Below are 21709 nucleotides of genomic sequence, written 5' to 3' on the forward strand. Positions count from 1 at the left end.
CCCCCGCAGGACCCCCGACAGTTGTCTGATCACTTCACCCAGCCGTCTGCACAGCAATGGCCGGGTGAAATGATCGATTGATAATCGTATGAGGTGGGGTGGACCTCCAGGGCGCGGGAGCAGCGCCGCTGCCCCAGCTTGCGGGCTGCGCGCGCCATGCAGCCCTCCGCGTTCCGCGCACCGCGCAGCCTCAGCTCTGCGTGCGCCGGGCCTCCTCGCGCTCTGCACGTCTGGCCTCACGGGAGGCCCGTGCTCGCTCGCGGAACGCCGCCAGCTCCGCCAGCGCCTCGGGCGAGCCCGGCAGCAGCGGGGCGGGCTGATCCACCGAGGGCACCGCCTGAGCTGCCTGCTCCGGGCCCTCCACCACCACGAACGTCACCGTCCGGTCACCGTCGTGGGTGATGGACAGATGCACCCGCTCGGCGCCCTTCTGCCGGAAGTGCTCGCGCACCCAGCCCGTGAGCCGGAAGCTGGGCGCGCCGGAGAAGGCGGAGACCACCTCGGCCTCGTGCCAGGGGATGATCTGCGGCAGCTGGAGTGCCTTGACCAGCGCCTCCTTGGCGGAGAAGCGTGCGGCGAGGGACTCCGCAGACCGCCGCCGCCCGTTCTTCCGCAGCTGCTCCGCCGGTGTGAGCAGCCGGTCCAGCAGCTCCGGGACGCGCTCGATGTGTTCGGCGAAGCGCGGGACGTCCGCGATGTCCACGCCCACCCCGATGATGGCCACCGGTGCTCAGCTCACTCGACGGTGACGGACTTGGCGAGGTTGCGCGGCTGGTCCACGTCCAGCCCCTTGGCCGTCGCGAGGTCCATGGCGAAGATCTGCAGCGGCACGGTGGTGAGCAGCGGGGCGAGCAGCGTGAAGGTCTGCGGCACGTAGAAGACCTCCGAGGCGTACTGCTCCACCTCCGTGTCTCCCTCCTCCGCGATCACGACGGTGTTGGCCCCGCGGGCGCGCACCTCCTGGATGTTGGAGACGACCTTGGCGTGCAGCGAGTCCCGCCCGCGCGAGGACGGGACCACGATGAAGACCATCTGCCCGGAGTCGATGAGCGCGATGGGACCGTGCTTGAGCTCACCGGCGGCGAAGCCCTCCGCATGGATGTAGGCGAGCTCCTTGAGCTTGAGCGCACCTTCCATCGCCACCGGGTAGCCCACGTGGCGGCCCAGGAACAGCACGGACTGCTCATCCTGGTGCTCGCGGGCGAACTCGCCCACGCGAGGCTTGATCTCCGTGAGGATCCGCTCGATCTTCTCCGGGATGGTCTGCAGCTCGTTCAGGATCACCTGGATCTCGTCGCGGAACTTGTTGCCGCGCAGCTGGGCGAGGTAGAGGCCCAGCAGGTAGCAGGCGACGACCTGCGAGAGGAACGCCTTGGTCGAGGCCACCGCGATCTCCGGGCCCGCGTGGGTGTAGAGGACGCCGTCGGACTCCCGCGGGATGGTGGAGCCGTAGGTGTTGCAGATCGCGATGACCTTGGCACCCTGCTCGCGGGCGTGGCGCACGGCCATGAGCGTGTCCATCGTCTCGCCGGACTGCGAGACCGCCACGATGAGGGTCTTCTCATTCACCACCGGATCCCGGTAGCGGAACTCGTGGGCGAGCTCCACCTCCGTGGGGATGCGGCACCAGTGCTCGATCGCGTAGCGGGCCACCTGACCCGCATAGGCGGCGGTGCCGCAGGCGATCACGACGATCTTGTCGATGGACTTCAGCAGCGATTCGTCGATGTTCATCTCGGACAGCTGCAGGTTTCCGGCCGGATCGAACCGGCCCAGCAGGGTGTCCGCGACCGCCTGCGGCTGGTCGTGGATCTCCTTGTCCATGAAGGAGGCGAAGCCGCCCTTCTCCGCCGTGGCGGGATCCCAGTCGATCTCGAAGGGCTCGCCCAGCACGGCCTCGCCGTCTGCATCGATGATCTCGACGGAGTCCGGGGTGATGGTGACGATCTGGTTCTGCCCGATCTCCACCGCCTTGCGCGTGTGGTCGATGAACGCCGCGACGTCCGAGCCGAGGAAGTTCTCGCCCTCGCCCAGACCGATCACCAGCGGGGAGTTCAGACGGGCGGCGACGACGGTGCCGGGCGCATCCGCGTGGATGGCGAGGAGGGTGAAGGCACCCTCGAGCTGGCCCACCGTCAGCCGCATGGCCTCCGTGAGGTCACCGGCGGCGCGGTAGTTCTTGGCGAGCTGGTGGGCGGCGACCTCGGTGTCCGTCTCCGAGGCGAACTCCACGCCGTCGGCCGCGAGCTCCGCCTTCAGCTGCGCGAAGTTCTCGATGATCCCGTTGTGGATGAGGGCGAGCTTCCCGCCGTCCGCCAGATGCGGGTGGGCGTTGCCGTCCGTGGGACCGCCGTGGGTGGCCCACCGGGTGTGGCCGATGCCCGTCTGCGCCGCGGGGAGGGGATTGGCCTCGATGGCCCCCGTGAGGTTCGCGAGCTTGCCCGCCCGCTTCTCCGAGGCGAGGTCACCGTCGCCGGTGACCACCGCGATGCCGGCGGAATCGTATCCGCGGTACTCGAGCCGGCCGAGTCCCTGCAGCAGGACATCGGTGGCGAGGTGATCGGCCGCGGTGAGGGCGACCGAGGAGACATATCCGACGATTCCACACATGCGGAAGAGTCTAACCGGCGCGCCTCCGCGCGGGGTGCATGCGGCACGCGCAGCGATGCGCCGTTCGTCACCTCTCCACGCGGTAGCGGTGGAAGGCGGGGACCAGCAGGCATGCGAGCACCACGCCCACGATCACGAGGACCCCTCCTCCCGAGGTCGCCCATACGGTGCCCACGCCGTCCGCCGCCCAGCCGTGGAGGATGTCCGCGAGCCGCGGGCCTCCCGCCACCACGACGATGAAGACGCCCTGGAGGCGGCCGCGCACCTCGTCGCTCGCGGCCTCCTGCAGCATGGTGGTCCGGAACGCCGCCGAGGCCATGTCCGCGGCGCCTCCCACCACCAGCATGAGCAGCGCGAGGACGAGGAGGACGAGCACGGGACCGGTGAGCAGCGCACCGCCGTCCGGGCCCAGGAGGCCCGCACCTGCGGCGGCGGACGAGCCGGCCTCGGCGGCGGAGCCTGAGCCGGCCTCGGCACCGGCCCGTGCCGAGGCTCCCGGGGCTCCTGCATGCTCCCGTGCACGCTGCGCAAGGCCCACCGCGATGCCGAAGAACGTCACCGCCGCACCCCAGACGATGATCGCATTCACCACGGCCAGCCCCTGCCTGCGCACCCGGGAGACCCAGCCGGAGAAGATCCCTCCCAGCACGGTGCCCGCGGGGATCGCGGCGAAGAGGAGGGCGTAGACGATGCCGCCGTCCACGGGTCCGCCGAATCCCTCGTGCGCGATCTGCGGGAAGAGGATGCGCGGCATGCCGAAGATCATGGCGATGAGGTCCACGACGAAGCTCATGAGCAGCACGGGGTGGATCGCGAGGTAGCGGAAGCCGTCGATGACGCTCCGGAGCCCCGGCGAGCCGATCGCGTTGTCCGGCACGAGCGAGGGCAGGCGCACCACGGCGTAGAGGGTGGCGAAGAGGAAGACGGTGTCCGCGAGGTAGAGCCAGGCGAAGCCCATGACCGGGATGAGCGCGCCGCCTGCGAGCGGGCCGACGATCGCACCCGCCATCACGACCGTCATGTTGAGCGAGGTGGCGGACGGCAGCAGGCGCATGGGCACGATCTTGGGCAGGATCGCGGTGCGCACCGGCTGATTGAGGCCGAAGAACGCCTGCTGGAGGGCGAAGATCACGAGCAGCAGCCAGACGTTCTCCAGTCCCAGCGCGGCCTGGAGCCAGAACAGTGCGGCGGTGGCGATGAGCCCCGTGGTCGTGCCCATGAGGAGCTTCCGGCGGTCCATCGCATCCGCCATCGCCCCGCCCCACAGGCCGAACACCACGAGCGGCACGAGGCCGAACACACCGGTGAGGCCCACCATCGCCGAGGACTCCGTCATGGAGTAGATCTGCGCCGGCACCGCCACGATGGTGAGCTGAGCGCCGATCGCGGTGATGATGTTCGCGGTCCAGAGCCGGCGGAAGTGTCCGTACTGCAGAGGCCGCGTGTCCGCGAACATTCCGCGCAGGGAAAACCGGCGGAGGCCCCGGCGGCGGGCGGACCGAGGTGAGTCCGGACGGGCGGCTGCGTCCGGGCCGGCTGCCTCCGGGCCGGCTGGGTTCCCGGAACCGTCGGAGGAGTGAGGGGAGTCCGGGCCGGTTGCGCCGGAGCTGTCTGCCGGTTCGTCCGGCGGCTGGGCGGTCACGATGCGATCACCCTGTGATTCTGACAGAACCCCGCCGTCTCACCGCAGCCCCTCGCGCCCGGGTGCAATGGACGTCACATGAGAGAATCATCGGCATGGCTTCGACTGAGCATGCCTCGCAGGTGTCCGATTCCGTCCGCCGTCTGGCCGGGCTCCGGCCCCGCCGCAAGACGGACGCGGACAGCGCCGCCTCCCCGTACTGGCACTTCACCCGCGAGCAGTGGGCGCGGCTCTCCGACTCCACGGAGCTGCCGCTCACCTTCGATGACATCCAGCGGCTGCGCGGCCTCGGCGAGCGCATCGACCTGGAGGAGGTGGAGACGATCTACCTGCCCCTCTCCCGCCTGCTCAACCTCTACTCCGCCGCGCGCGGGGCCAAGCACGAGGTCACCCGCGAGTTCCTCTCCCCGCTGCGCAACGAGGGCTTCGAGCCGGCGCCGGAGCGCACGCCGTTCGTCATCGGCGTCGCCGGATCCGTGGCCGTGGGCAAATCGACCACCGCCCGCCTGCTGCGCGAGATGCTCGCGCGCTGGTCCGACACCCCGCGCGTGGAGCTCATCACCACGGACGGCTTCCTCTTCCCCAACGCGGAACTGGAACGGCGCGGGCTCTCCGGGCGCAAGGGCTTCCCCGAGTCCTACGACCGCCGGGGGCTGCTGCGCTTCATGGCGCAGGTGAAGTCGGGAGCGCCCGAGGTCCGGGCACCCGTCTACTCCCATCACACCTACGACATCGTCCCCGGCGCCAGCGTCACCGTCCGGCGCCCGGACATCCTCATCGTGGAGGGCCTCAACGTGCTCCAGCCGCCACGGCCGCGGGCGGACGGCAAGGTCGGCGTCTCCGTGAGCGACTACTTCGACTTCTCCATCTACGTGGACGCGGCGGCCGCGGACATCCGCTCCTGGTACGTCAAGCGCTTCCTCCGCCTCAAGCACGGCGCGTTCACGGACCCGGACTCGTTCTTCCACCGCTACTCGGAGCTCTCCGACGACGAGGCCCGCGACCTCGCGCTCGAGATCTGGGACTCGATCAACTCCCCCAACCTCCGCGAGAACGTGCAGCCCTCCCGCGGCCGGGCGGATCTCCTGCTGCGCAAGTCCGCGAACCACTCCGTCTCCCGCATCCAGCTGCGCAAGCTCTGAGCCGCGCCCGGCGCTCCGTCCCCGCCGGACCCGCCGGGTGGGCATCCGGCCCTCTCCCAGGTGCACGCCCGCCTGCCCCTCCCGGTGAGCGGTGCGGCGGCATCCGCAGTACGCTCTGAGCGATATCCGCGGACGCTGCGGAAGCAACCCCCGCTCTGCGGTGTTGCCTGCGATGTCCGCGCCCCCGCCCCGGAGGAGAACCGCATGAGCATGCCCAGTCCCCAGTCCCTCATGCACCTCCAGACCGCCAGCGCACGCAGGGCGGGTCAGGGGACCTCAGCCAAGCTGGACGGCGCCACCCTGCGCCGGATGCTGGCCTTCGCCACCCGTCAGCGCGGCAAGCTCGCAGTCTTCCTGGTGCTCTCCGTGCTGCTCTCCGTGGCCGGCGTCATCACCCCGGTGCTCTCCGGGCGCATCGTCAACGCCATCACCGCCGGTGGTCCGGTCTCCGTAATCGTGTGGCTGGCGCTGGCCATCGCCGGGCTCGCTCTCGCCGAGGCCGGTCTCACCCTCGTGAATCGCTGGCTGTCCGCACGGGTGGGCGAAGGTCTCATCTTCGACCTCCGCACCGCGGTCTTCGACCATGTGCAGACGCTGCCGGTCGCCTTCTTCAACCGCACCCGCACGGGCGCGCTCGTGTCCCGGCTGAACACGGATGTGATCGGTGCGCAGCGCGCGTTCTCCAACACGCTCTCCGGGGTGGTCGCCAACTTCGTCTCCCTGCTCATCACGGTGGGTGTGATGGTGACGATCTCCTGGCAGGTCACCGTCCTCTCCATCCTCCTGCTGCCCATCTTCCTCATCCCGGCTCGCATGCTCGGCGGGAAGCTCGCACGCCTGCAGCACGAGGCGGCGGACCACAATGCGGCGATGTCCAACCGGATGACGGAGCGGTTCGGCGCGGGAGGCGCCACGCTCGTGAAGCTGTTCGGCTCACCGCGGGCGGAGTCCGAGGAGTTCGCCGCGCGGGCCGGGCGCGTGCGGGACATCGGCGTGCGGGTGGGGATGCTGCAGACCACCTTCGTCACCACGCTGACCCTCGTGAGCGCACTGGCGCTGGCGCTGGTCTACGGCCTCGGCGGATGGCAGGCCGTGGCGGGCCGGATGGACGCCGGCAGCGTCGTCTCGCTCGCCATGCTGCTCACCCGCCTCTACGGACCGCTCACCATGCTCGCCAATGCGCGGATGGACATCATGAGCGCGGTGGTGAGCTTCCAGCGCGTGTTCGAGGTGCTGGACCTCAAGCCCCTCATCACGGAGCCGGCGCACCCCACACCGCTGCCGGGGGTGACGGGTCGGGCTGCGGATGCCGGGGCCCACAGGGCGGGAACGCAGTCCGCCAAGGATGGAGACGCCACCCGCACGGACCGCACGGACCGCACCGTGGCCCGGCCGGATTCCGCCGAGGTCTCCCTCGCCTTCCGCGACGTGAGCTTCGCCTACCCCTCCGCCGCGGAGGTCTCCCTGGCGACGCTGGAGGAGGTGGCGGTCCTCGACGAGCGCGCCGGGCAGGAGGTGCTGCACGGCATCGACTTCGAGGTCCCCGCGGGGCGGACGGTGGCGCTCGTGGGCTCCTCCGGAGCGGGCAAGTCCACCATCGCGTCCCTGGTCCCCCGGCTCTACGACGTCACGGCCGGGGCGGTCGAGCTGGGCGGCGTGGATGTGCGCGAGCTCGGCTTCGACACCCTCAAGGCGGCCGTGGGCATGGTGACGCAGGACGGACACCTGTTCCACGAGTCGATCCGGGAGAACCTGCGCATCGCCCGCCCCGACGCCACGGACGCAGAGCTGGAGGACGCCGTGCACCGGGCGCGGCTGGACGAGGTGATCGGGCGCCTGCCGGAGGGACTGGACACCGTCATCGGCGAGCGCGGCTACCGGCTCTCCGGCGGCGAGCGCCAGCGGCTCACGATCGCCCGCCTGCTGCTGGCCGCTCCCCCGGTCGTGATCCTGGACGAGGCGACGAGTGCGCTGGACTCCACGAACGAGGCCGCCATCCAGCACGCCCTCGACGAGGCCATGCACGGACGCACCGTCCTGGTGATCGCGCACCGGCTCTCCACCGTGCAGAACGCGGACCAGATCCTCGTGGTGGACAACGGGCGGATCGCGGAGCGCGGGACGCACGCGGAGCTGCTCGCGGCGAACGGCCGCTATGCCGTGCTCTACCGCACCCAGTTCAAGGAGGGGTGAGGGGCCCGCAACGCCGCGAGAGCTCAGGATCGCCGCGCAGTTGCGCGGCGATCCTGAGCTCTCGTGCGCATGGGGCTCAGAGCGCCAGGCGCTCCTTGACCACGGCGGCCAGACGCTCGGCCTGGGACTGCGCCACGTCCTCGGCGGAGGCCTCGACCATCACGCGGATGAGAGGCTCCGTGCCGGAGGCGCGCAGCAGCACCCGCCCGGTGTACCCCAGCTCCTGCTCGACCGTCGCGATCTCGCTCTGCACGCCCAGATCGTCGCCCGCGCGGTGCTTGTCCACGCCCTTGACGTTGATGAGCACCTGCGGGAGCTTGGGCACCTCCGCCGCCAGATCCGCCAGCGTGCGCTTGGCCGTGGCCATGCGGTGCATGAGGTGGAGCGCGGACTGCACGCCGTCACCGGTGGTGCCGTGGTCCAGCATGAGCACGTGGCCGGACTGCTCACCGCCCAGCGAGTAGCCGCCGGCCAGCATGCGCTCCAGCACGTAGCGGTCGCCCACCGCGGTCTCCTCGATGCGGATGTTCCGCTTGGCCATCGCCAGGCGCAGGCCCAGGTTGGACATGACCGTGACGACGAGGGTGTCGTCCTTGAGCCGGCCGTCCTCCTTCATGCCGAGGGCGAGGATGCCCATGATCTGGTCGCCGTCCACCTCGCGGCCCAGCGCGTCCACCGCCAGGCAACGGTCCGCGTCGCCGTCGAAGGCCACACCCAGATCCGCCTGGTGCTCCACCACGGCGCTCTTGAGATTGCTGATGTGGGTGGAGCCCACCCCGTCGTTGATGTTGTAGCCGTTGGGCTCCGCCGCCGTGACGATGACCTCCGCCCCGGCCTGCCGCAGCGCGGACGGACCCACCACGGAGGCCGCGCCGTGCGCGCAGTCCACCACGACCGTGAGGCCCGCCAGAGGGGTCTCCCCCTCCGCGGCGCCCAGGGTGCGGACCAGGTGCTCCGCGAACTCGTCCGAGGCCGCCGGGTAGCGCGCGATCCGCCCCACCTCCTGCCCCGTGGGCCGCTCCCACTCCGAGTCCAGGAGCGCGAGGATCTCGTCCTCCTGGGCATCCGTGAGCTTGGTGCCGCCGGGACCGAAGAACTTGATGCCGTTGTCCGGCATGGGGTTGTGGGAGGCGGACAGCACCACGCCGAAAGCGGCGCCCGTCGCCTTCACCGCATAGGCGATGCCGGGCGTGGGCAGCACGCCCACGTCACGCACGTCCACCCCGGTCGAGGCGATGCCCGCGGCGGTGGACGCGGAGAGGAACTCGCCGCTCACGCGGGTGTCCCGGCCCACGATCGCCACGGGGCGCGTGCCGAACGGCGCCGTCTCCGGGCGTGCGAGCACGCGGGAGCCCGCGACGGCCAGCTGCAGCGCCAGGCGTGCGGTGATGTCCTTGTTGGCCAGTCCTCGCACACCATCTGTGCCGAACAGTCGAGCCATTGCGGAAGATCCTTCCTTCGGGTTCTGCGTCAGTGTACGCGCGCCGCCCTGGAGCGCCTCCGAACCGCGCTACGGACGGCGGCCGCACCACGCGAGAAGCCCCCGCCCGGTGGGAACCACCTGACGAGGGCTTCTGCACTGCGCCGGGCGCAGCGGCGAGCGCGTGGGAATCAGCGCTTGGAGAACTGCGGCGCCTTGCGGGCCTTCTTGAGGCCGGCCTTCTTGCGCTCCGGGACGCGGGCGTCACGGGTGAGGTAGCCGGCCGCCTTGAGCTCGGCGCGGTTGGCCTCACGGTCGATCTGGTTGAGCGAGCGGGCCACGCCCAGGCGGACGGCGCCGGCCTGACCGGAGGGGCCGCCGCCTGCGATGCGGACGATCACATCGAAGCGACCCTCCAGATCGAGGAGTGCGAAGGGCTCGTTCACGAGCTGCTGGTGCAGCTTGTTGGGGAAGTAGGTCTCCAGGTCGCGACCGTTGATGGTCCACTGGCCGGAGCCGGGGACCAGGCGCACGCGGGCGATGGCCTGCTTGCGGCGGCCCACGCCGTTGCCGGGCGCGGTGAGCGACTCGCCGCGGCCGCCGGCCACGTTCTCGCCCAGGCCGGCCGACGCCGGGGTCTCGGTGCTGTATTCGGTGAGCTCGACGTCTGCGACGTCAGCGGTGATGTTGTCTGCCACGATTCTCCTCGGTGAAAGTTCCGTCAGCTGCTCAGCGCGCTTACTGCGCGACCTGGGTCAGCTCGTAGGGCTGCGGGTTCTGGGCGCTGTGCGGGTGCTCCGGACCTGTGTAGATCTTGAGCTTGTGCATCTGCGCCCGACCGAGGCGATTCTTGGGGATCATGCCCGCGATGGCCTTCTCCACCGCGCGCTCGGGGCGCGTGGCGAGGAGCTCGGCGTAGTTCACGCTCTTGAGGCCGCCGGGGTAGTTCGAGTGACGGTAGGCGCGCTTCTGCTCCAGCTTGGCACCGGTCAGGGCGACCTTGTCCGCGTTCACGATGATGACGAAGTCACCGGAGTCCACGTGCGGTGCGAAGGTGGGCTTGTGCTTGCCGCGGAGCAGACGAGCCGCCTGCGAGGCAAGGCGGCCGAGGACCACATCAGTGGCGTCGATGACGTGCCACTGGCGCTGGATGTCACCGGGCTTGGGGGTGTACGTACGCAAAGTTGCCTTCTTACATTCGTTGTCAGATGACCCGCACACACTCGCCCCTGCTCCGGTCGTGAGTCGGAGAGGACGAACGGGTCGTACCTTCGGTAGCTGCGCTCTCAGACACGGAAGACCCGCCACAGAACCTGCAACGCGACTAGAGGCCCAGCGGTAGAACGTGTTGACGCGGCAACGACGCTCAAATCTACCGCAGGCCGCACAGCTCCTGCAAACCGGATCCAGGCTCCGCCAAGGCCTCCCCGGTAGTCTTGTGCGGTGTTCGTCCGACTGCTCACCGCCCTCGCCTGCACCCTGGGCCTCGTCCTGCCCGCCCATGCGTGGCCGGGAACGGCCCACGCCGCACCCGTGCCCGCCCCGGCGGAGCAGACCGCACCGCTCGCCGCACCCGCGCAGGACGCGACATCGGCGCAGGTCACCGGTGCCGCACCCGTGTCCCTGACCGCGCAGCCCGCGCCCGAGGCCGGGCCGGCGGACGCATCCGGCCCGGCCTCGGGCGCGGTGGTGATCGGCTCCTCCGGCCTCAGCCTCGAGGACCTCTCTCCGGAGACCACCCCGCACCTCTGGCGGATGGCCGAGGAGGGCGCGGCGGGCAACCTGGCCGTGCGCACTCTCACACCGGCGACCTGCGCGGCCTCCGGCTGGCTGTCCCTGGGGGCGGGGGCGCGCATGCGGGGTGCGGACCTCACCCCGGCCTGGCAGCACCCCCTCTTCCTCGACCGCGCGTGCCCGCGGATGCTCGAGCCCACCTCGGAGGCGGCGGACGCGCCGGAGAGCACGGGACCCCAGCCCACGGGCCTCGCCCCCGCGGCGTTCTCCGAGTTCCACCGGGTGGACGATCTCAATGCGACCGGGGGCTACGGCGCTTTGCCGGGCGCCTTCACCCATGCCGCGGACTCCGCCCTGGCGAGGGAGGGAGCGCCGGACGCGGATGCGACGCCGCCCGCTGCCGAGGGTGCGCAGGCGGACCGCAGCGCGGAACCGTCGTGGTGCACGGCCGCCGTGGGCACCGGCGCCGGCTACGCGGCCGCGGACCCGGAGGGCCAGGTGGGGCTCTGGTCCCCGCTGTCCACGCTGCTCGACGAGCCGGAGGACGCGGACGAGCGCACCCGTGAGAAGCGGGCGGCCGAACGCACCGCCCTGCTCTCCGCCTGCTCCCTCACGCTCGTGGACGCCGGCACCGCCGCCGATCCTCTGTGGGACCCGGCAGCCTCCGCCCTCTGGTCCGAGGCCACGCTGGGCACGCTGCGCTCCGCGCAGATCCAGGAGCTCGACGACCGCGTGGGCCTCATCCTCGAGTCCGTCCCGGACGACTACGACGTGGTCGTCGCGGGCCTCGGCGACTCCGCCTACCCCTCCCGGCTGCGCGCCCTGCTCGCCACCGGCCCCTCCTACCCCGAGGGGACGCTCACCGCCTCGTCCACGCGGCAGGCCGGCCTCACACAGCTCACGGACGTGCTGCCCGCCGTGCTGAGGAACACCGGGATGGAGGCCGCGGGCTCCTCCCCCGCCGCCTTCACCGTCGACACCGGCACCGCCGGGAAGTCCGCGCAGGAACGCCTCGACAGCCTCACGGCCGATGCGCGCAAGGCCGCGACGGTCCACACCCACGCACAGACCTTCGGGATCGTGCTCGACGTCCTCTTCTACGCGCTCTTCCTCTTCACGATGATCGGCTTCACGGTGCCGGTGGTCCGGTTCATGCGCCGGCGCAGCCTCGCGGCGCGGCGGCGCGCGGACTCCCTGCGCCCGGCTGCGGCCGTCGCCGCGGACGCCCCCGCCGTCCCGCTGAGCGGCTGGCGCACCGGCGTCTCCTGGGCCTGCTTCGCCCTCGGCCTCCTCCCGGCGGCCAGCTTCTTCGCCGGTTTCCTCCCCTGGGGCCGTGCGCCGGATCCCGCCCTCGCGCTCGCACTGTCGATCGCCGCGGCCGTCCTGGTGCTGCTGCTGGCGGCCGTCGCCGGCCCCTGGCGGCGGACCTGGGCCGGACGCATCGCGGCCGTGAGCCTGCTGAGTGCCCTCGTGCTCCTGGCGGACGTGGCCCTGGGCTCCCGCCTGCAGTTCAACTCCCTCATGGGCTACAACCCCATCGTCGCCGGGCGCTTCTACGGCCTGGGCAACCAGGGCGCCGCGCTGTTCCTCGTCGCCTCCCTGCTGGGCCTGGGCATCGTGGCCGCGCGGCTGGGCGCCCACGGCCGCGCCGGCTGGGCACGTGCGCTCACCGCCGTCTACGCCCTCGTGAGCGTGTGCGTGCTGGGCAACCCGGCGTGGGGCGCCAAGTTCGGCGGCACCGTGGCCGCGCTGGTGGGCTTCACCGTCCTCCTCCTCGCGCTGTTCCGCATCCGCGTGAACCTGCTCAAGCTCGCGGGGATCGGAGCAGGGGCCCTCGTCGTCATCATGGGCGTGGCCTGGCTGGACTACCTCCGTCCGCCGGCGGAGCGCTCGCACTTCGGCAGCTTCTTCGCCCAGGCTCTCGACGGTGAGCTGCTGGACGTCATCGGCCGCAAGCTGGGCGCCAACCTCCGCATCGCCGTCATCAACCCCGGCCTGGCGATCGTCGTGCCCCTGGCCGTCCTCATCGTCCTGTTCGCGCTGGCCTACCTGCGCCGGAGCAGGCGGACCGCCGTGCTCGCCCGGCCCTGGGACGGGTACCTCCCGGAGGCGCTCACGGACCCCCACGTGCACGCCGGCTTCCTGTCCGCCGTCCTCGCACTGGCCGTGGGCCTCGTCATCACGGACTCCGGGATCGCGGTGCCCGCGACGGGCGCCATGATGTTCGTCCCCTTCCTCGTGGTCCTCAGCCTCGACGCCGCACAGCGGGCGGAGGGCGAGGACGCTTCCAGCACGGCGGACGGCACGGTCCGGTCTGCACCTGCGTACGCGCCCGTCACGCCCGCCGCCGCAGAGACCGGCGAGGCCGGTGCGACCAGTGCGGCCAGCGCGAGCGGGAGCACGGAAACCGACAGGAATGCACCCGGGCCCGAGGCCACCGCATGATCCGCCGCCTGCTCACCACCCTCCTCGCACTGCTCCTGGCCGTGGGCGGGTTCGCCGCTCCGGCCTCGGGCACCGACCGCACGCCTGCCCGGACCGGCGAGGGACCCGTCATCCTCCTGGGCTTCGCCGGACTCACCTTCGAGGACGTCCACCCGGACCGCACGCCCCATCTCTGGCGCCTGGTCTCCGAGGGCGCGGTGGGCACCATGACCCCTCGCTCTGTGCGGGACACCAGCTGCGCCGCGGACGGCTGGCTGGGCGTGGCCTCCGGCAGGAGAGCGGCCGACGAGCCCCGCCCCACCTGCCGCGTCCTCGCCGACCCCATCGGAGGGTGGGTGCCCGACTGGGATGTGTACCTGGCCCAGGCCGCCGAGGACAACTACACACCCGGCGTGGGCGCACTCACCCAGACCGCGGAGGACGCGGGCGTGGCGGTGCGCGGCATCGGCCCCGGTGCGGCCGTGGGCACGGCCGCCCCGGACGGCAGGGCCGCGGACTGTGAGCCGCGGGCCCCCGCCGGCGAGCGCGGCGCGCAGGTGGTCGACGCCGCCGAGGACGCCGGAATCGTGCTCGTGGACCTCGGCAGCGTCTACGCCCCCGGCAACTCGGTCACGGACCTCGACGCCGCGGTGGGAGAGGTGCTCACGGCGGTGGACGCCGCCGGGGCCGAGGGGCGGCACACCTCCCTCGTCGCCGCCTCCCTGGCCGACGGCCGCACGGACGAGTCCCGCATGCAGTTCTCCGCGGTCTACGGCGGGCGCGACGCCTCCGGCGCGTCCGCCGGCGAACCGGGAGCGGAACTGCTCACCTCGCCGTCCACCCGGCAGCCCGGCCTCGTCCAGGTCTCCGACCTCACCCCCACCCTCCTCTCGCTGGCGGGGGTGCAGGGCGGCTCCAACTTCGCGGGAGCGCCCATGCAGTTCCAGGACGGACCGGACGGGGCGGGCGGCAAGCACCAGCTCATGCTCGACCGGCAGACGGCCGTCCTCACCCAGCAGAGCATCTCCGCGTGGATGTACGCCGCGTGGGGAGGCCTGCTGCTGGTGGGCCTGGTCCTGTGCACCGTCATGGCGCGCCGCTCGGGCACCGCGCGGGTCGCGACGCTGCTCGCCGGAGGCGGCATGCTCATGGCCTCGCTGCCCGTCTCGACCTACCTGGTGAACCTGCTCCCCTGGGAGCGCTCCACCTCGCCGGACGTGGCGATGCTGGGCGGGGTGATCGGCTGGGCCATCGTGCTCACCGCGCTCGCCGTCGCAGGGCCGTGGCGCAGGCTGCGGGGCGGCAGCCTCGCCTTCGTCTCCGCAGTGACGGTCGCGGTGCTCGCCGCCGATGTGCTCACGGGCTCGCGGCTGCAGATGTCGACGATGCTGGGCGAACCGCTGCTCATCGCCTCCCGCTTCTACGGGATCGGCAATTCCGCGCTCGCCCTCTACTGCACCGCGCTGCTCGTGGGGCTGGGGCTGGCCTGCTCATGGCTGCGCAGCTCCACGTGGAGGCACCGCAGATGGGTGACGACGACGGTGGTCATCGCGGCGGTCCTGGCCTCGTGCGGGCTGCTCGCGGCTCCGGGGCTGGGCACCAAGTTCGGCTCCGTGCCCACGCTGGTGCTGGGCAGCGCCGTGTTCGCCCTCGCCGCCGCCGGCATCCGGCTCTCGTGGAAGCGTCTGCTGGTCTTCGGCGGAGGTGCCGCAGCACTCATGCTCGCCGTGCTCTTCCTCGACTGGCTGCGGCCGGCGGAGGCGCGCACGCACTTCGGCAGATTCTTCGACTCGATCCTCACCGGCGAGGCCGGTGCCGTGCTCATGCGCAAGATCGGCATGAACGTCGACATCCTCACCCAGAGCTGGATGACGCTGCTGCTGCCCCTGCTCATCGCCGTGGTGCTGTGGGCGGCGATCTCGCCGGCGCGCTTCCGCATCCCCGGCCTGGCGGAACAGTACCGGAGGCTCCCCCTTCTGCGTCCGGCCGTCATCTCGCTCGCCGTGCTGCTCGCGGTGGGGACCTTCATCAACGACTCCGGCGTGGTGGTGCCGGCCGTGGGGATGCTGTTCCTCGTGCCCGCGCTCGCCTCCTGTGCGGGCAGTTCCGAGGAGATGCGCCGGGGCTGAGCGAGGAGGCGCGGGGCGCAGGGAGGCGTGCGGCGAGCTTCACGGGCGACGTGCAGAGGTCTGACCGGGGCGTGCAGGAAGCCCACCAGCGACGTGCGGCGAGCTCATCGGCGTCATCGGCGACTTGCAGGGAGCTGTCCGCTGGCCTGCGGGGAGCTAGCCGGCGGCCTCGGCGGACAGGATCACCAGCCACACCGCGATGCCTGCGGGGAGGATCATCAGCGCCAGCGTCACCGTGCCCAGCCGGGCCATGCGCGCGTTGGACCTCTTGCGTCCCCAGCGTCGCAGTGCGCTGCCCAGCACCAGCAGCAGGGCGACGACGACCACGAGCACCTTGACGAACCCCATGCGCAGAAGGCTACCGGAGTCGAAGGGGTCCGGACGCCGCAGAAGGCCACGTACCCCTCACCCCCAATCCAGCCACGCACCCCAAGTTACGTCTGCGTACCGGCCGTGTAGGACGGCCGGTACGCAGACGTAACTTGGGGATTGCGGCTCCGGACGGGGTGGACCGCTGTGCCGCGCGGCCGCGCGCCTCACCTCTGCGGCGCCGCGCGCCTCAGCCCTGCGCGGCTGCGGCGCCTCGCCCCGGCGGTGCCGCGGACCTCAGACGGTGCTCTTGCGGCGACGGGACGCCGCCAGAGCGGTGCCGCCCGCAGCGACGAGCACGGCGGCCAGACCCAGCGCACCGGCGAACTCCGCACCGGTGCGAGGCAGCCTGCCGTCGTCCTTCCGGTCATCGCCGGAGCCGCTGCCGTCACCGGAGCCGCTGCCGTCGTCCTGACCGTCACCGCTGCCGGAGCCGTCCCCGTTGCCGTCCTCGTCCCCGCTGCCGGAACCGTCGTCGTTGCCCGAACCGTCGTCGTCTCCACCTTCACCGGCGGCCACGACCTGGACCTCGAACTCCACGGAGGAGGGCAGAGGCTTGGGGTTGTCGTCCCACCAGGCGTGCTCCGGATCCGCGACGAGGTTCGCCTGCACCGTGTAGGTGCCGGGAGCCACGTCGTCACCCGCCGTCACCGTGAGATCCGAACTGGTCGTTCCCTCTGCGATGGACGGCAGCACGGTCGACTCCGCAGTCTCCGCAGCGGCCGTGGAGACGGTGTCCACCGCGGTGAGGTCCGCGGAGAAGCCCGCGGGCAGCTCCAGAGAGAGGAGGAACGGCCCCTCGATCTCACGGGTGGCCTCGGTGTCGAAGGTGAGCGGCAGCTCTGCGCCCTGCTCCACCTGCGCCCGCTCCGGCGAACCCAGGCTCGCAGTGAGCTCCCCCGTGTTCATCACGTCCAGGGCGTAGTCCGCCTGGCGCTCCTGGTGGTCTGGGGAGACGGGCGTGTTCTCCTCGAAGTACTTCTCCCACACGTCGAAGTCCGTGAGACCGGACTGTTCGAAGGTGCCATTGGCGAAGCCCGCGTAGTTGTCCCCGCCGGAGGCGAGGAAGCTCAGCGTCGCCACACGATACGTGGCCTCGGGGTCGATCTCCTCACCGTCCACAGTCACGGAGAGGACCCGTTCGCCCTTCGGAGCGGTCGAGTCGTAGACCACACCCACCTCCTCGGAGACGCCCAGATGGAGCATCGGCCGCGAGGCGCCCTCCGGCTGCCACTGCTCCTCGAACACCTGCAGCACATCCGCACCCGTGAGCGTCACGACGCCGTGGTCGTTGGCGAAGGGCAGCACCGCGTTGAGCTCGGCCACCGTCACCTCGCCCGGCTTCTCGCCGTTGTAGATGTCATCCACGAGGAGGTCCGTGCGGAGTCCGCCGGAGTTGGTGAGGCCGAAGTCCGCCTCCTCCAGCTGCGAGTACTCGACGCCCTCCTTGAGCGCGTCCGCCACGAGGTTGCCCAGCGTGGACTCCTTGCCGCGGTCCTCGCTGCCGTCCGCCGTGGCCCGGGTGATGTCCTCGGTGATGGTGCCCACCACGGTGGAGCCGATCTCCTTGGCCTGCGCCTCCGCATCCGCCACGATGTCGCGGACCTCGTCCACCACGGGCGAGGTGACCTCGACGCCCTTGGTCTCCAGCAGCGAGGCGTCATCCGTCGTCCACTCACCACTGCCGTCCGCGGTGAGCGTGAGGCTGCCCACGGCCTCGCCGTACTTCTGCGACTGCAGGATGGGACGCTCGCGGTCCGTGCCGGGAACGGGCGCGGAGAAGTTGGCGGGCAGGTGCGAGTGGCCCATGAACATCGCGTCGATCGACGGGTCGGACTGCTCCACGATCGCCTTGAACTCCGCGTTGGAGGCCAGAGCGGAGTCCAAGTCCGAGGTCACGGCGGGCCCCGCATGCGCGTTGAGGACCGTGACGTCCGGCCGCTGCTCCTCGGGCAGTCCCTCCAGCTCGGCCGCCGCCCGGTTGATCGCCTCGACGGAGTCGCCGAACTCGATGTCCGCGATGCCGTCCGGGCTCACGAGCGTGGCGGTGTCCTGGGTGACCACACCGATCACGCCGACCTTGAGGTCACCGGCCTCGATGATCTCCCAGGGCTTCAGGCCCGCGGCGACGTCCTTGGTGCCCTTGGCGTAGACATTGGCACCCAGGTGCGCGAAGTCCGATTCCGCACCCACCCTGTCCCGGAGGTCCGCGTAGCCGCGGTCGAACTCGTGGTTGCCGGCAGCGGACACGTCCAGACCGATCGCGTTCAGGACATCCAGCGTGGGGGTGTCCTGCTGCGAGGAGGAGACGTAGGTGGAGGCTCCGATGTTGTCGCCGGAGGAGATGAAGGCGGTCTCCGCACCGGCCTCGGCCGCCGCGGCGCGCTCGCGCTCCACGACGCTCGCCACATTCACCCCCGCCTCGCTGATGCGGCCGTGGAAGTCCGTGATGTTGAGGAGCTGCAGCTCGGTGCCGGCGGCCGGGGCCGCGGCGGTCGCGAGTCCGTCGGTCTCCTCCGCAGCGGCCTCGCCGAGGCGGTCCCCGCCGTCCTGCTCCTGCTCGCCGAGGCCCTGGTCCTCCGAGGCGGAGGGGGCCTGTTCCGGGGCGGCCGGGGCGGAGTCGCGCTCAGCGCCGCCCAGCCCCGGTGCCGCCACGGCCGGCAGGGCTCCCAGCGGCACCAGCAGGCCCACTGCCGCGGCGCCGGCGACGGCCCCGCGGATGAGATTCTTCTTCATGTCCGTCCTTGACAGTCGAGGGAACGAGGTTGCGTGTCAGCTGTCATTATCCTGAGCGCAGACCCCGGAAATGCTGTACGCACCTGAACATACCGTGAACACTCCCCGAGCGCGCGCGAATCTCCGCAGAGCGGAATTCGGCACCGCACCGCAGACGCTCAGCCCTGCAGCTCCTCCGCGCTCCGCCTGTTGCGAGCCGTCTCCGCCTGCTCCGCCCATCCCGCGGGGCCCTCCGGATAGCCCACCTCCTCGAGCACGAGACCGTGCGCGGGCATGAGGTGCATGGGGGCGAGCGCCGTCTTCGCCGCACCGGCCTCCGCGCGGGCCAGCTGCTCCGCGGGTGCCGTGACGTCCCAGGAGCCATGCCCCACCTTCACGAGAGCGCCCACCAGCGCACGGACCATGTGATGGCAGAAGGCATCGGCCTGCAGTCCCAGCGTGATCGCACCGTCGCCCGCGCCGCGCGTGACCGTGAGCGCCTGCAGCGTGCGGATGGTGGTGGACTCCGGACGCGGCTTGCAGAAGGGCAGGAAGTCGTGGAGGCCCAGCAGTTCCGCGGCGGCAGCGGCCATGCGCTCGACGTCGAGCTCGCCCCGCAGCTGCACCGTGTGGCCGACGGCCAGCGGGTCAAGGAACGCGGCGGCATCCGCGATCCGGTAGGAGTAGCGGCGCCAGACCGCGGAGAAGCGCGCGTCGAACTCCGCGGGCACCTCCTGCGCCGCATGCACCACGACATCCGGGGCCTCCAGGTGCGCGAGCACTCCTCGCAGACGGCTCGTCAGCCCTTCCGCGGGCGTGCGCCGCCGCTTCCCCTGTGTGCCGCCCAGCCTGGCCGCAGTGGTCTCCGGCAGGTCCAGGTGCACCACCTGCCTGCGCGCATGCACCCCCGCGTCCGTGCGGCCGGCGACGACGGTCCGCACGGGCACGCCGCAGATCTTCGCGAGCGCGGCCTCGAGAGTTCCCTGCACCGTGCGCAGACCCGGCTGGGTCGCCCAGCCGTGGAACCCTCCCCCCGCATAGCCGAGGTCGAGACGGAACCGCACCGCGGCCTCGGCGACCGAGGCCGCGGCAGCAGGCACGCGCGCGTCTTGCCGGGATCCCAGCAGCCCGGGGGCCGTCGCCGACCGCTCGCGAACGGACTCGGCTGGCCCGCCCACGGATCCCGCCTCTGGGAGTGCCACCCCGGCCTCCTCGCCCGCAGGCCCCGAGTCCGCGTTCCCCGAGTTCGCAGGCCCCGAGTCCGCAGCCCCCGGCCTCGCAGGCCCCGATGCCACAGACTCCGGCTTCACAGGTCCTCGCTCAGCCGGCCGGGGCGGTAGTCCTCGCCGCCGTCCGGGGAGACGAGGTCCGCGGACGGGCCCGCCGCATCGTCGTCCCCCGCGTCCGCGAGGGAATAGCCGATCTCCGCAACGGGCCGGAACGCCCACCGCCAGGGCAGCGAGCCGAGCAGTCTGCGCCGGTCCTCGTAGGCACGGACGCTGCTGTTGTGATGCCGCGCCGCCGCGCCGATGTGCGTCTCCTGCGTGCGCAGCTGCTGGAACAGCTCCCGGGCCAGCGCCCGCGAGGCCGTGGGCCGCTCGCCCTCGCCGGAGGCCACGGAGCGCACCCGGGCGTGCACGGCGGCGACGCAGAGAGTGAGGCGGAACTCGGCGGGACCCGTGGCGCGGCTCTCCTCGGACTGCCCGGCGGCCCGCACCGCGCTCTCGAGCCGATGGGTCTCCACGGAGTCGCCCACGACCTCGCGCGCGGCGATGAGATAGGTGGGCACCAGTCCGTGCCGCGCACGGCGGGCCTCCGTGTACTGGCGCAGCGCCTCCGCCGTGAGCGAGCGGTTCATCGAGAGCTGGTTGAACCGGATGACCAGGAAGGTCACCAGCGCGGCGAGCACCACGAGGAGGACTGCGAGCAGCACCCACTTCATCCTTGTGTTCCACCTCTGTTCAGCTGATGAGCACTCGCAGGATACACAGTCCCCAGAACGTCTGCAGACGTTGGCCTGCCGGTCATCTGCCGCCGCAGACGTCCGTAACCTGCACCGGATGGAGTGGGGGACGTGAGAGTCGCAGTCATCGCAGAGTCCTTCCTGCCCCAGATGAATGGTGTCACGCACAGCCTCCTCCGCGTTCTCGACCACCTGGCCGAGCGCGGCGACGACGCGGTGGTGATCGCGCCCGGCACCCGCCGCAGCGGGCCCCACGAGGTCGCCGGGTTCCCGATCCTCCGCGTCCCCGGGTTCGCCATGCCCTCCTACCGCTCCGTGCGGGTGGCGCCCGGCGGTGTGCCGCGCATCCGCCGGATGCTCGCGGCCTTCGCACCGGACGTCGTCCACCTCGCCTCGCCGTTCGTGCTGGGCTGGCGCGGGGCGCTCGCGGCGCAGGACCTGGGTCTGCCCAGCGTGGCCGTCTACCAGACCGAGGTGCCGGCCTACGCCGCCCGCTACGGCATGCCCGGGGTCGAGACCGCCCTGTGGAACCACGTGCGCGCCCTCCACCAGCGCTCGTCCCTCACCCTCGCGCCGTCCTCGTACGCCCTGGCCCAGCTCGAGGGGCTCGGCGTGGACGATGTGCGCCTGTGGGCCCGGGGCGTGGACGCCTCCCGCTTCGACCCCGGTCACCGCTCCGCCGCCTTCCGCGCTCGGGTGGGCGTCTCACAGGACGGCTCCGGGCCCGAGGTGGTGGTGGGCTACGTGGGCCGCCTCGCCGCGGAGAAGCAGCTCGAGGACCTGCGGGTGCTGGACGCGCTGCCCCACGTCCGCCTCGTGATCGTGGGCGAGGGGCCGCGCAGGGCAAAGCTGGAGCGCCTGCTGCCGCATGCGCACTTCACCGGGTTCCTGGGCGGCGCTGCGCTGGCGCAGGCCGTGGCGAGCTTCGACCTCATGGTCTCCCCCGGTGAGTTCGAGACGTTCTGCCAGACCATCCAGGAGGCGATGGCCTCGGGCGTGCCGGTCATCGCCCCCGCGCGCGGCGGACCCCTGGACCTCGTGGACTCCTCCCGCACCGGCTGGCTCTACGCACCCGGGGACCTCGCGGGGCTGCGCGCGCACGTCCGGGACCTGGCCGGCGACGCGGCCAAGCGACGCGCCTTCGGCATCGCCGCACGGAAGGCCGTGCAGGGGCGGTCGTGGAAGAGCGTGTGCTCGCAGCTGCGGGGCCACTACGCCACGGCGATCGAGCGGCCGGAGGCGCAGGTCACCGGCCGCTGGTCACTCGCCGAGGTCGCAGGGGCTCGGTGAGACGCAAGGGGCTCGGCGCAGTCACGAGGCCCGGAGACGTCACGGAGTCCTGGTACGGACGTGGAGACCTGGTCAGGA

The 21709-nt window shown here is 71.7% G+C and carries 15 protein-coding genes; 5 read left to right on the forward strand and 10 right to left on the reverse strand.

What is annotated here, in order from left to right:
* Nucleotides 1-190 precede the first annotated feature (190 nt).
* From Q0A33_RS11190 to Q0A33_RS11200, 3 genes are all read right to left on the reverse strand, one after another.
* On the reverse strand, nt 191-724 hold the full coding sequence (locus tag Q0A33_RS11190) for a holo-ACP synthase (RefSeq protein ID WP_291796402.1): 534 nt from the start codon (nt 722-724) through the stop codon (nt 191-193).
* 11 nt (nt 725-735) lie between these two features.
* A complete protein-coding gene (gene glmS, locus Q0A33_RS11195; protein WP_291796405.1) occupies nt 736-2610 on the reverse strand; it encodes a glutamine--fructose-6-phosphate transaminase (isomerizing) in 1875 nt (624 codons plus the stop codon).
* 67 nt (nt 2611-2677) lie between these two features.
* On the reverse strand, nt 2678-4066 hold the full coding sequence (locus tag Q0A33_RS11200; RefSeq protein ID WP_291796409.1) for an MFS transporter: 1389 nt from the start codon (nt 4064-4066) through the stop codon (nt 2678-2680).
* Between the two features lie 281 nt (nt 4067-4347).
* Between Q0A33_RS11200 and coaA the strand changes: the two genes are divergently transcribed.
* Both coaA and Q0A33_RS11210 read left to right on the forward strand, forming a co-directional pair.
* Nucleotides 4348-5394 carry a type I pantothenate kinase gene (gene coaA, locus Q0A33_RS11205; protein ID WP_291796412.1) on the forward strand — a complete coding sequence of 349 codons (1047 nt, stop codon included), beginning with the start codon at nt 4348-4350 and terminating at the stop codon, nt 5392-5394.
* A 204-nt stretch (nt 5395-5598) separates the two neighbouring features.
* Complete coding sequence (locus Q0A33_RS11210) at nt 5599-7587, forward strand: ABC transporter ATP-binding protein (protein ID WP_291796414.1); 1989 nt, start codon at nt 5599-5601, stop codon at nt 7585-7587.
* Between the two features lie 76 nt (nt 7588-7663).
* Here the strand turns inward: Q0A33_RS11210 and glmM are convergent, their stop codons facing one another.
* The 3 genes from glmM to rplM form a co-directional block, all read right to left on the reverse strand.
* Entirely contained in the window at nt 7664-9028 is a 1365-nt protein-coding gene (gene glmM, locus Q0A33_RS11215; RefSeq protein ID WP_291796416.1) for a phosphoglucosamine mutase, read from the reverse strand.
* Between the two features lie 170 nt (nt 9029-9198).
* Nucleotides 9199-9705 carry a 30S ribosomal protein S9 gene (rpsI, locus tag Q0A33_RS11220; protein ID WP_291796417.1) on the reverse strand — a complete coding sequence of 169 codons (507 nt, stop codon included), beginning with the start codon at nt 9703-9705 and terminating at the stop codon, nt 9199-9201.
* Between the two features lie 40 nt (nt 9706-9745).
* The gene (rplM, locus tag Q0A33_RS11225; RefSeq protein WP_291796418.1) at nt 9746-10189 is read right to left on the reverse strand and encodes a 50S ribosomal protein L13; all 444 of its coding nucleotides are present in this window, start codon (nt 10187-10189) and stop codon (nt 9746-9748) included.
* A gap of 261 nt (nt 10190-10450) precedes the next feature.
* Between rplM and Q0A33_RS11230 the strand changes: the two genes are divergently transcribed.
* Nucleotides 10451-13186 carry a hypothetical protein gene (locus tag Q0A33_RS11230; RefSeq protein WP_291796435.1) on the forward strand — a complete coding sequence of 912 codons (2736 nt, stop codon included), beginning with the start codon at nt 10451-10453 and terminating at the stop codon, nt 13184-13186.
* Nucleotides 13183-15294, forward strand: a complete 2112-nt coding sequence (locus tag Q0A33_RS11235) for a hypothetical protein (RefSeq protein ID WP_291796438.1) — start codon at nt 13183-13185, stop codon at nt 15292-15294. Before Q0A33_RS11230 ends, Q0A33_RS11235 begins: the two co-directional genes overlap by 4 nt.
* 156 nt (nt 15295-15450) lie before the next feature.
* Here the strand turns inward: Q0A33_RS11235 and Q0A33_RS11240 are convergent, their stop codons facing one another.
* The 4 genes from Q0A33_RS11240 to Q0A33_RS11255 all read right to left on the reverse strand — a co-directional run bounded on the left by Q0A33_RS11240 (nt 15451) and on the right by Q0A33_RS11255 (nt 20311).
* Nucleotides 15451-15642: a hypothetical protein gene (locus Q0A33_RS11240; RefSeq protein WP_291796441.1), complete on the reverse strand. Its 192-nt coding sequence runs from the start codon at nt 15640-15642 to the stop codon at nt 15451-15453.
* 258 nt (nt 15643-15900) lie between these two features.
* Nucleotides 15901-18399, reverse strand: a complete 2499-nt coding sequence (locus Q0A33_RS11245) for a 5'-nucleotidase C-terminal domain-containing protein (protein ID WP_291796444.1) — start codon at nt 18397-18399, stop codon at nt 15901-15903.
* A 158-nt stretch (nt 18400-18557) separates the two neighbouring features.
* Nucleotides 18558-19580: a tRNA pseudouridine(38-40) synthase TruA gene (gene truA, locus Q0A33_RS11250; RefSeq protein WP_363316582.1), complete on the reverse strand. Its 1023-nt coding sequence runs from the start codon at nt 19578-19580 to the stop codon at nt 18558-18560.
* A gap of 104 nt (nt 19581-19684) precedes the next feature.
* Nucleotides 19685-20311: a hypothetical protein gene (locus Q0A33_RS11255; RefSeq protein WP_291796448.1), complete on the reverse strand. Its 627-nt coding sequence runs from the start codon at nt 20309-20311 to the stop codon at nt 19685-19687.
* Nucleotides 20312-20452: 141 nt separating this feature from the next.
* On the opposite strand from Q0A33_RS11255, the gene Q0A33_RS11260 reads away from it, so the two are divergent.
* Nucleotides 20453-21631, forward strand: coding sequence for a glycosyltransferase family 1 protein (locus Q0A33_RS11260; protein WP_291796450.1), 1179 nt, complete (start codon nt 20453-20455; stop codon nt 21629-21631).
* Nucleotides 21632-21709 lie beyond the last annotated feature (78 nt).

This window comes from Brevibacterium sp., assembly GCF_022712115.1.
In the GTDB taxonomy this organism is placed as follows: Bacteria; Actinomycetota; Actinomycetes; order Actinomycetales; family Brevibacteriaceae; genus Brevibacterium; species Brevibacterium salitolerans.

What these genes read in the sequence shown, in the direction of transcription:
- glmS (WP_291796405.1), bottom strand. Translation starts at nt 2,610, where the DNA reads ATGTGTGGAATCGTCGGATATGTCTCCTCGGTCGCCCTCACCGCGGCC.
- Q0A33_RS11200 (WP_291796409.1), bottom strand. Translation starts at nt 4,066, where the DNA reads ATGTTCGCGGACACGCGGCCTCTGCAGTACGGACACTTCCGCCGGCTC.
- coaA (WP_291796412.1), top strand. Translation starts at nt 4,348, where the DNA reads ATGGCTTCGACTGAGCATGCCTCGCAGGTGTCCGATTCCGTCCGCCGT.
- Q0A33_RS11210 (WP_291796414.1), top strand. Translation starts at nt 5,599, where the DNA reads ATGAGCATGCCCAGTCCCCAGTCCCTCATGCACCTCCAGACCGCCAGC.
- glmM (WP_291796416.1), bottom strand. Translation starts at nt 9,028, where the DNA reads ATGGCTCGACTGTTCGGCACAGATGGTGTGCGAGGACTGGCCAACAAG.
- Q0A33_RS11235 (WP_291796438.1), top strand. Translation starts at nt 13,183, where the DNA reads ATGATCCGCCGCCTGCTCACCACCCTCCTCGCACTGCTCCTGGCCGTG.
- Q0A33_RS11240 (WP_291796441.1), bottom strand. Translation starts at nt 15,642, where the DNA reads ATGGGGTTCGTCAAGGTGCTCGTGGTCGTCGTCGCCCTGCTGCTGGTG.
- Q0A33_RS11245 (WP_291796444.1), bottom strand. Translation starts at nt 18,399, where the DNA reads ATGAAGAAGAATCTCATCCGCGGGGCCGTCGCCGGCGCCGCGGCAGTG.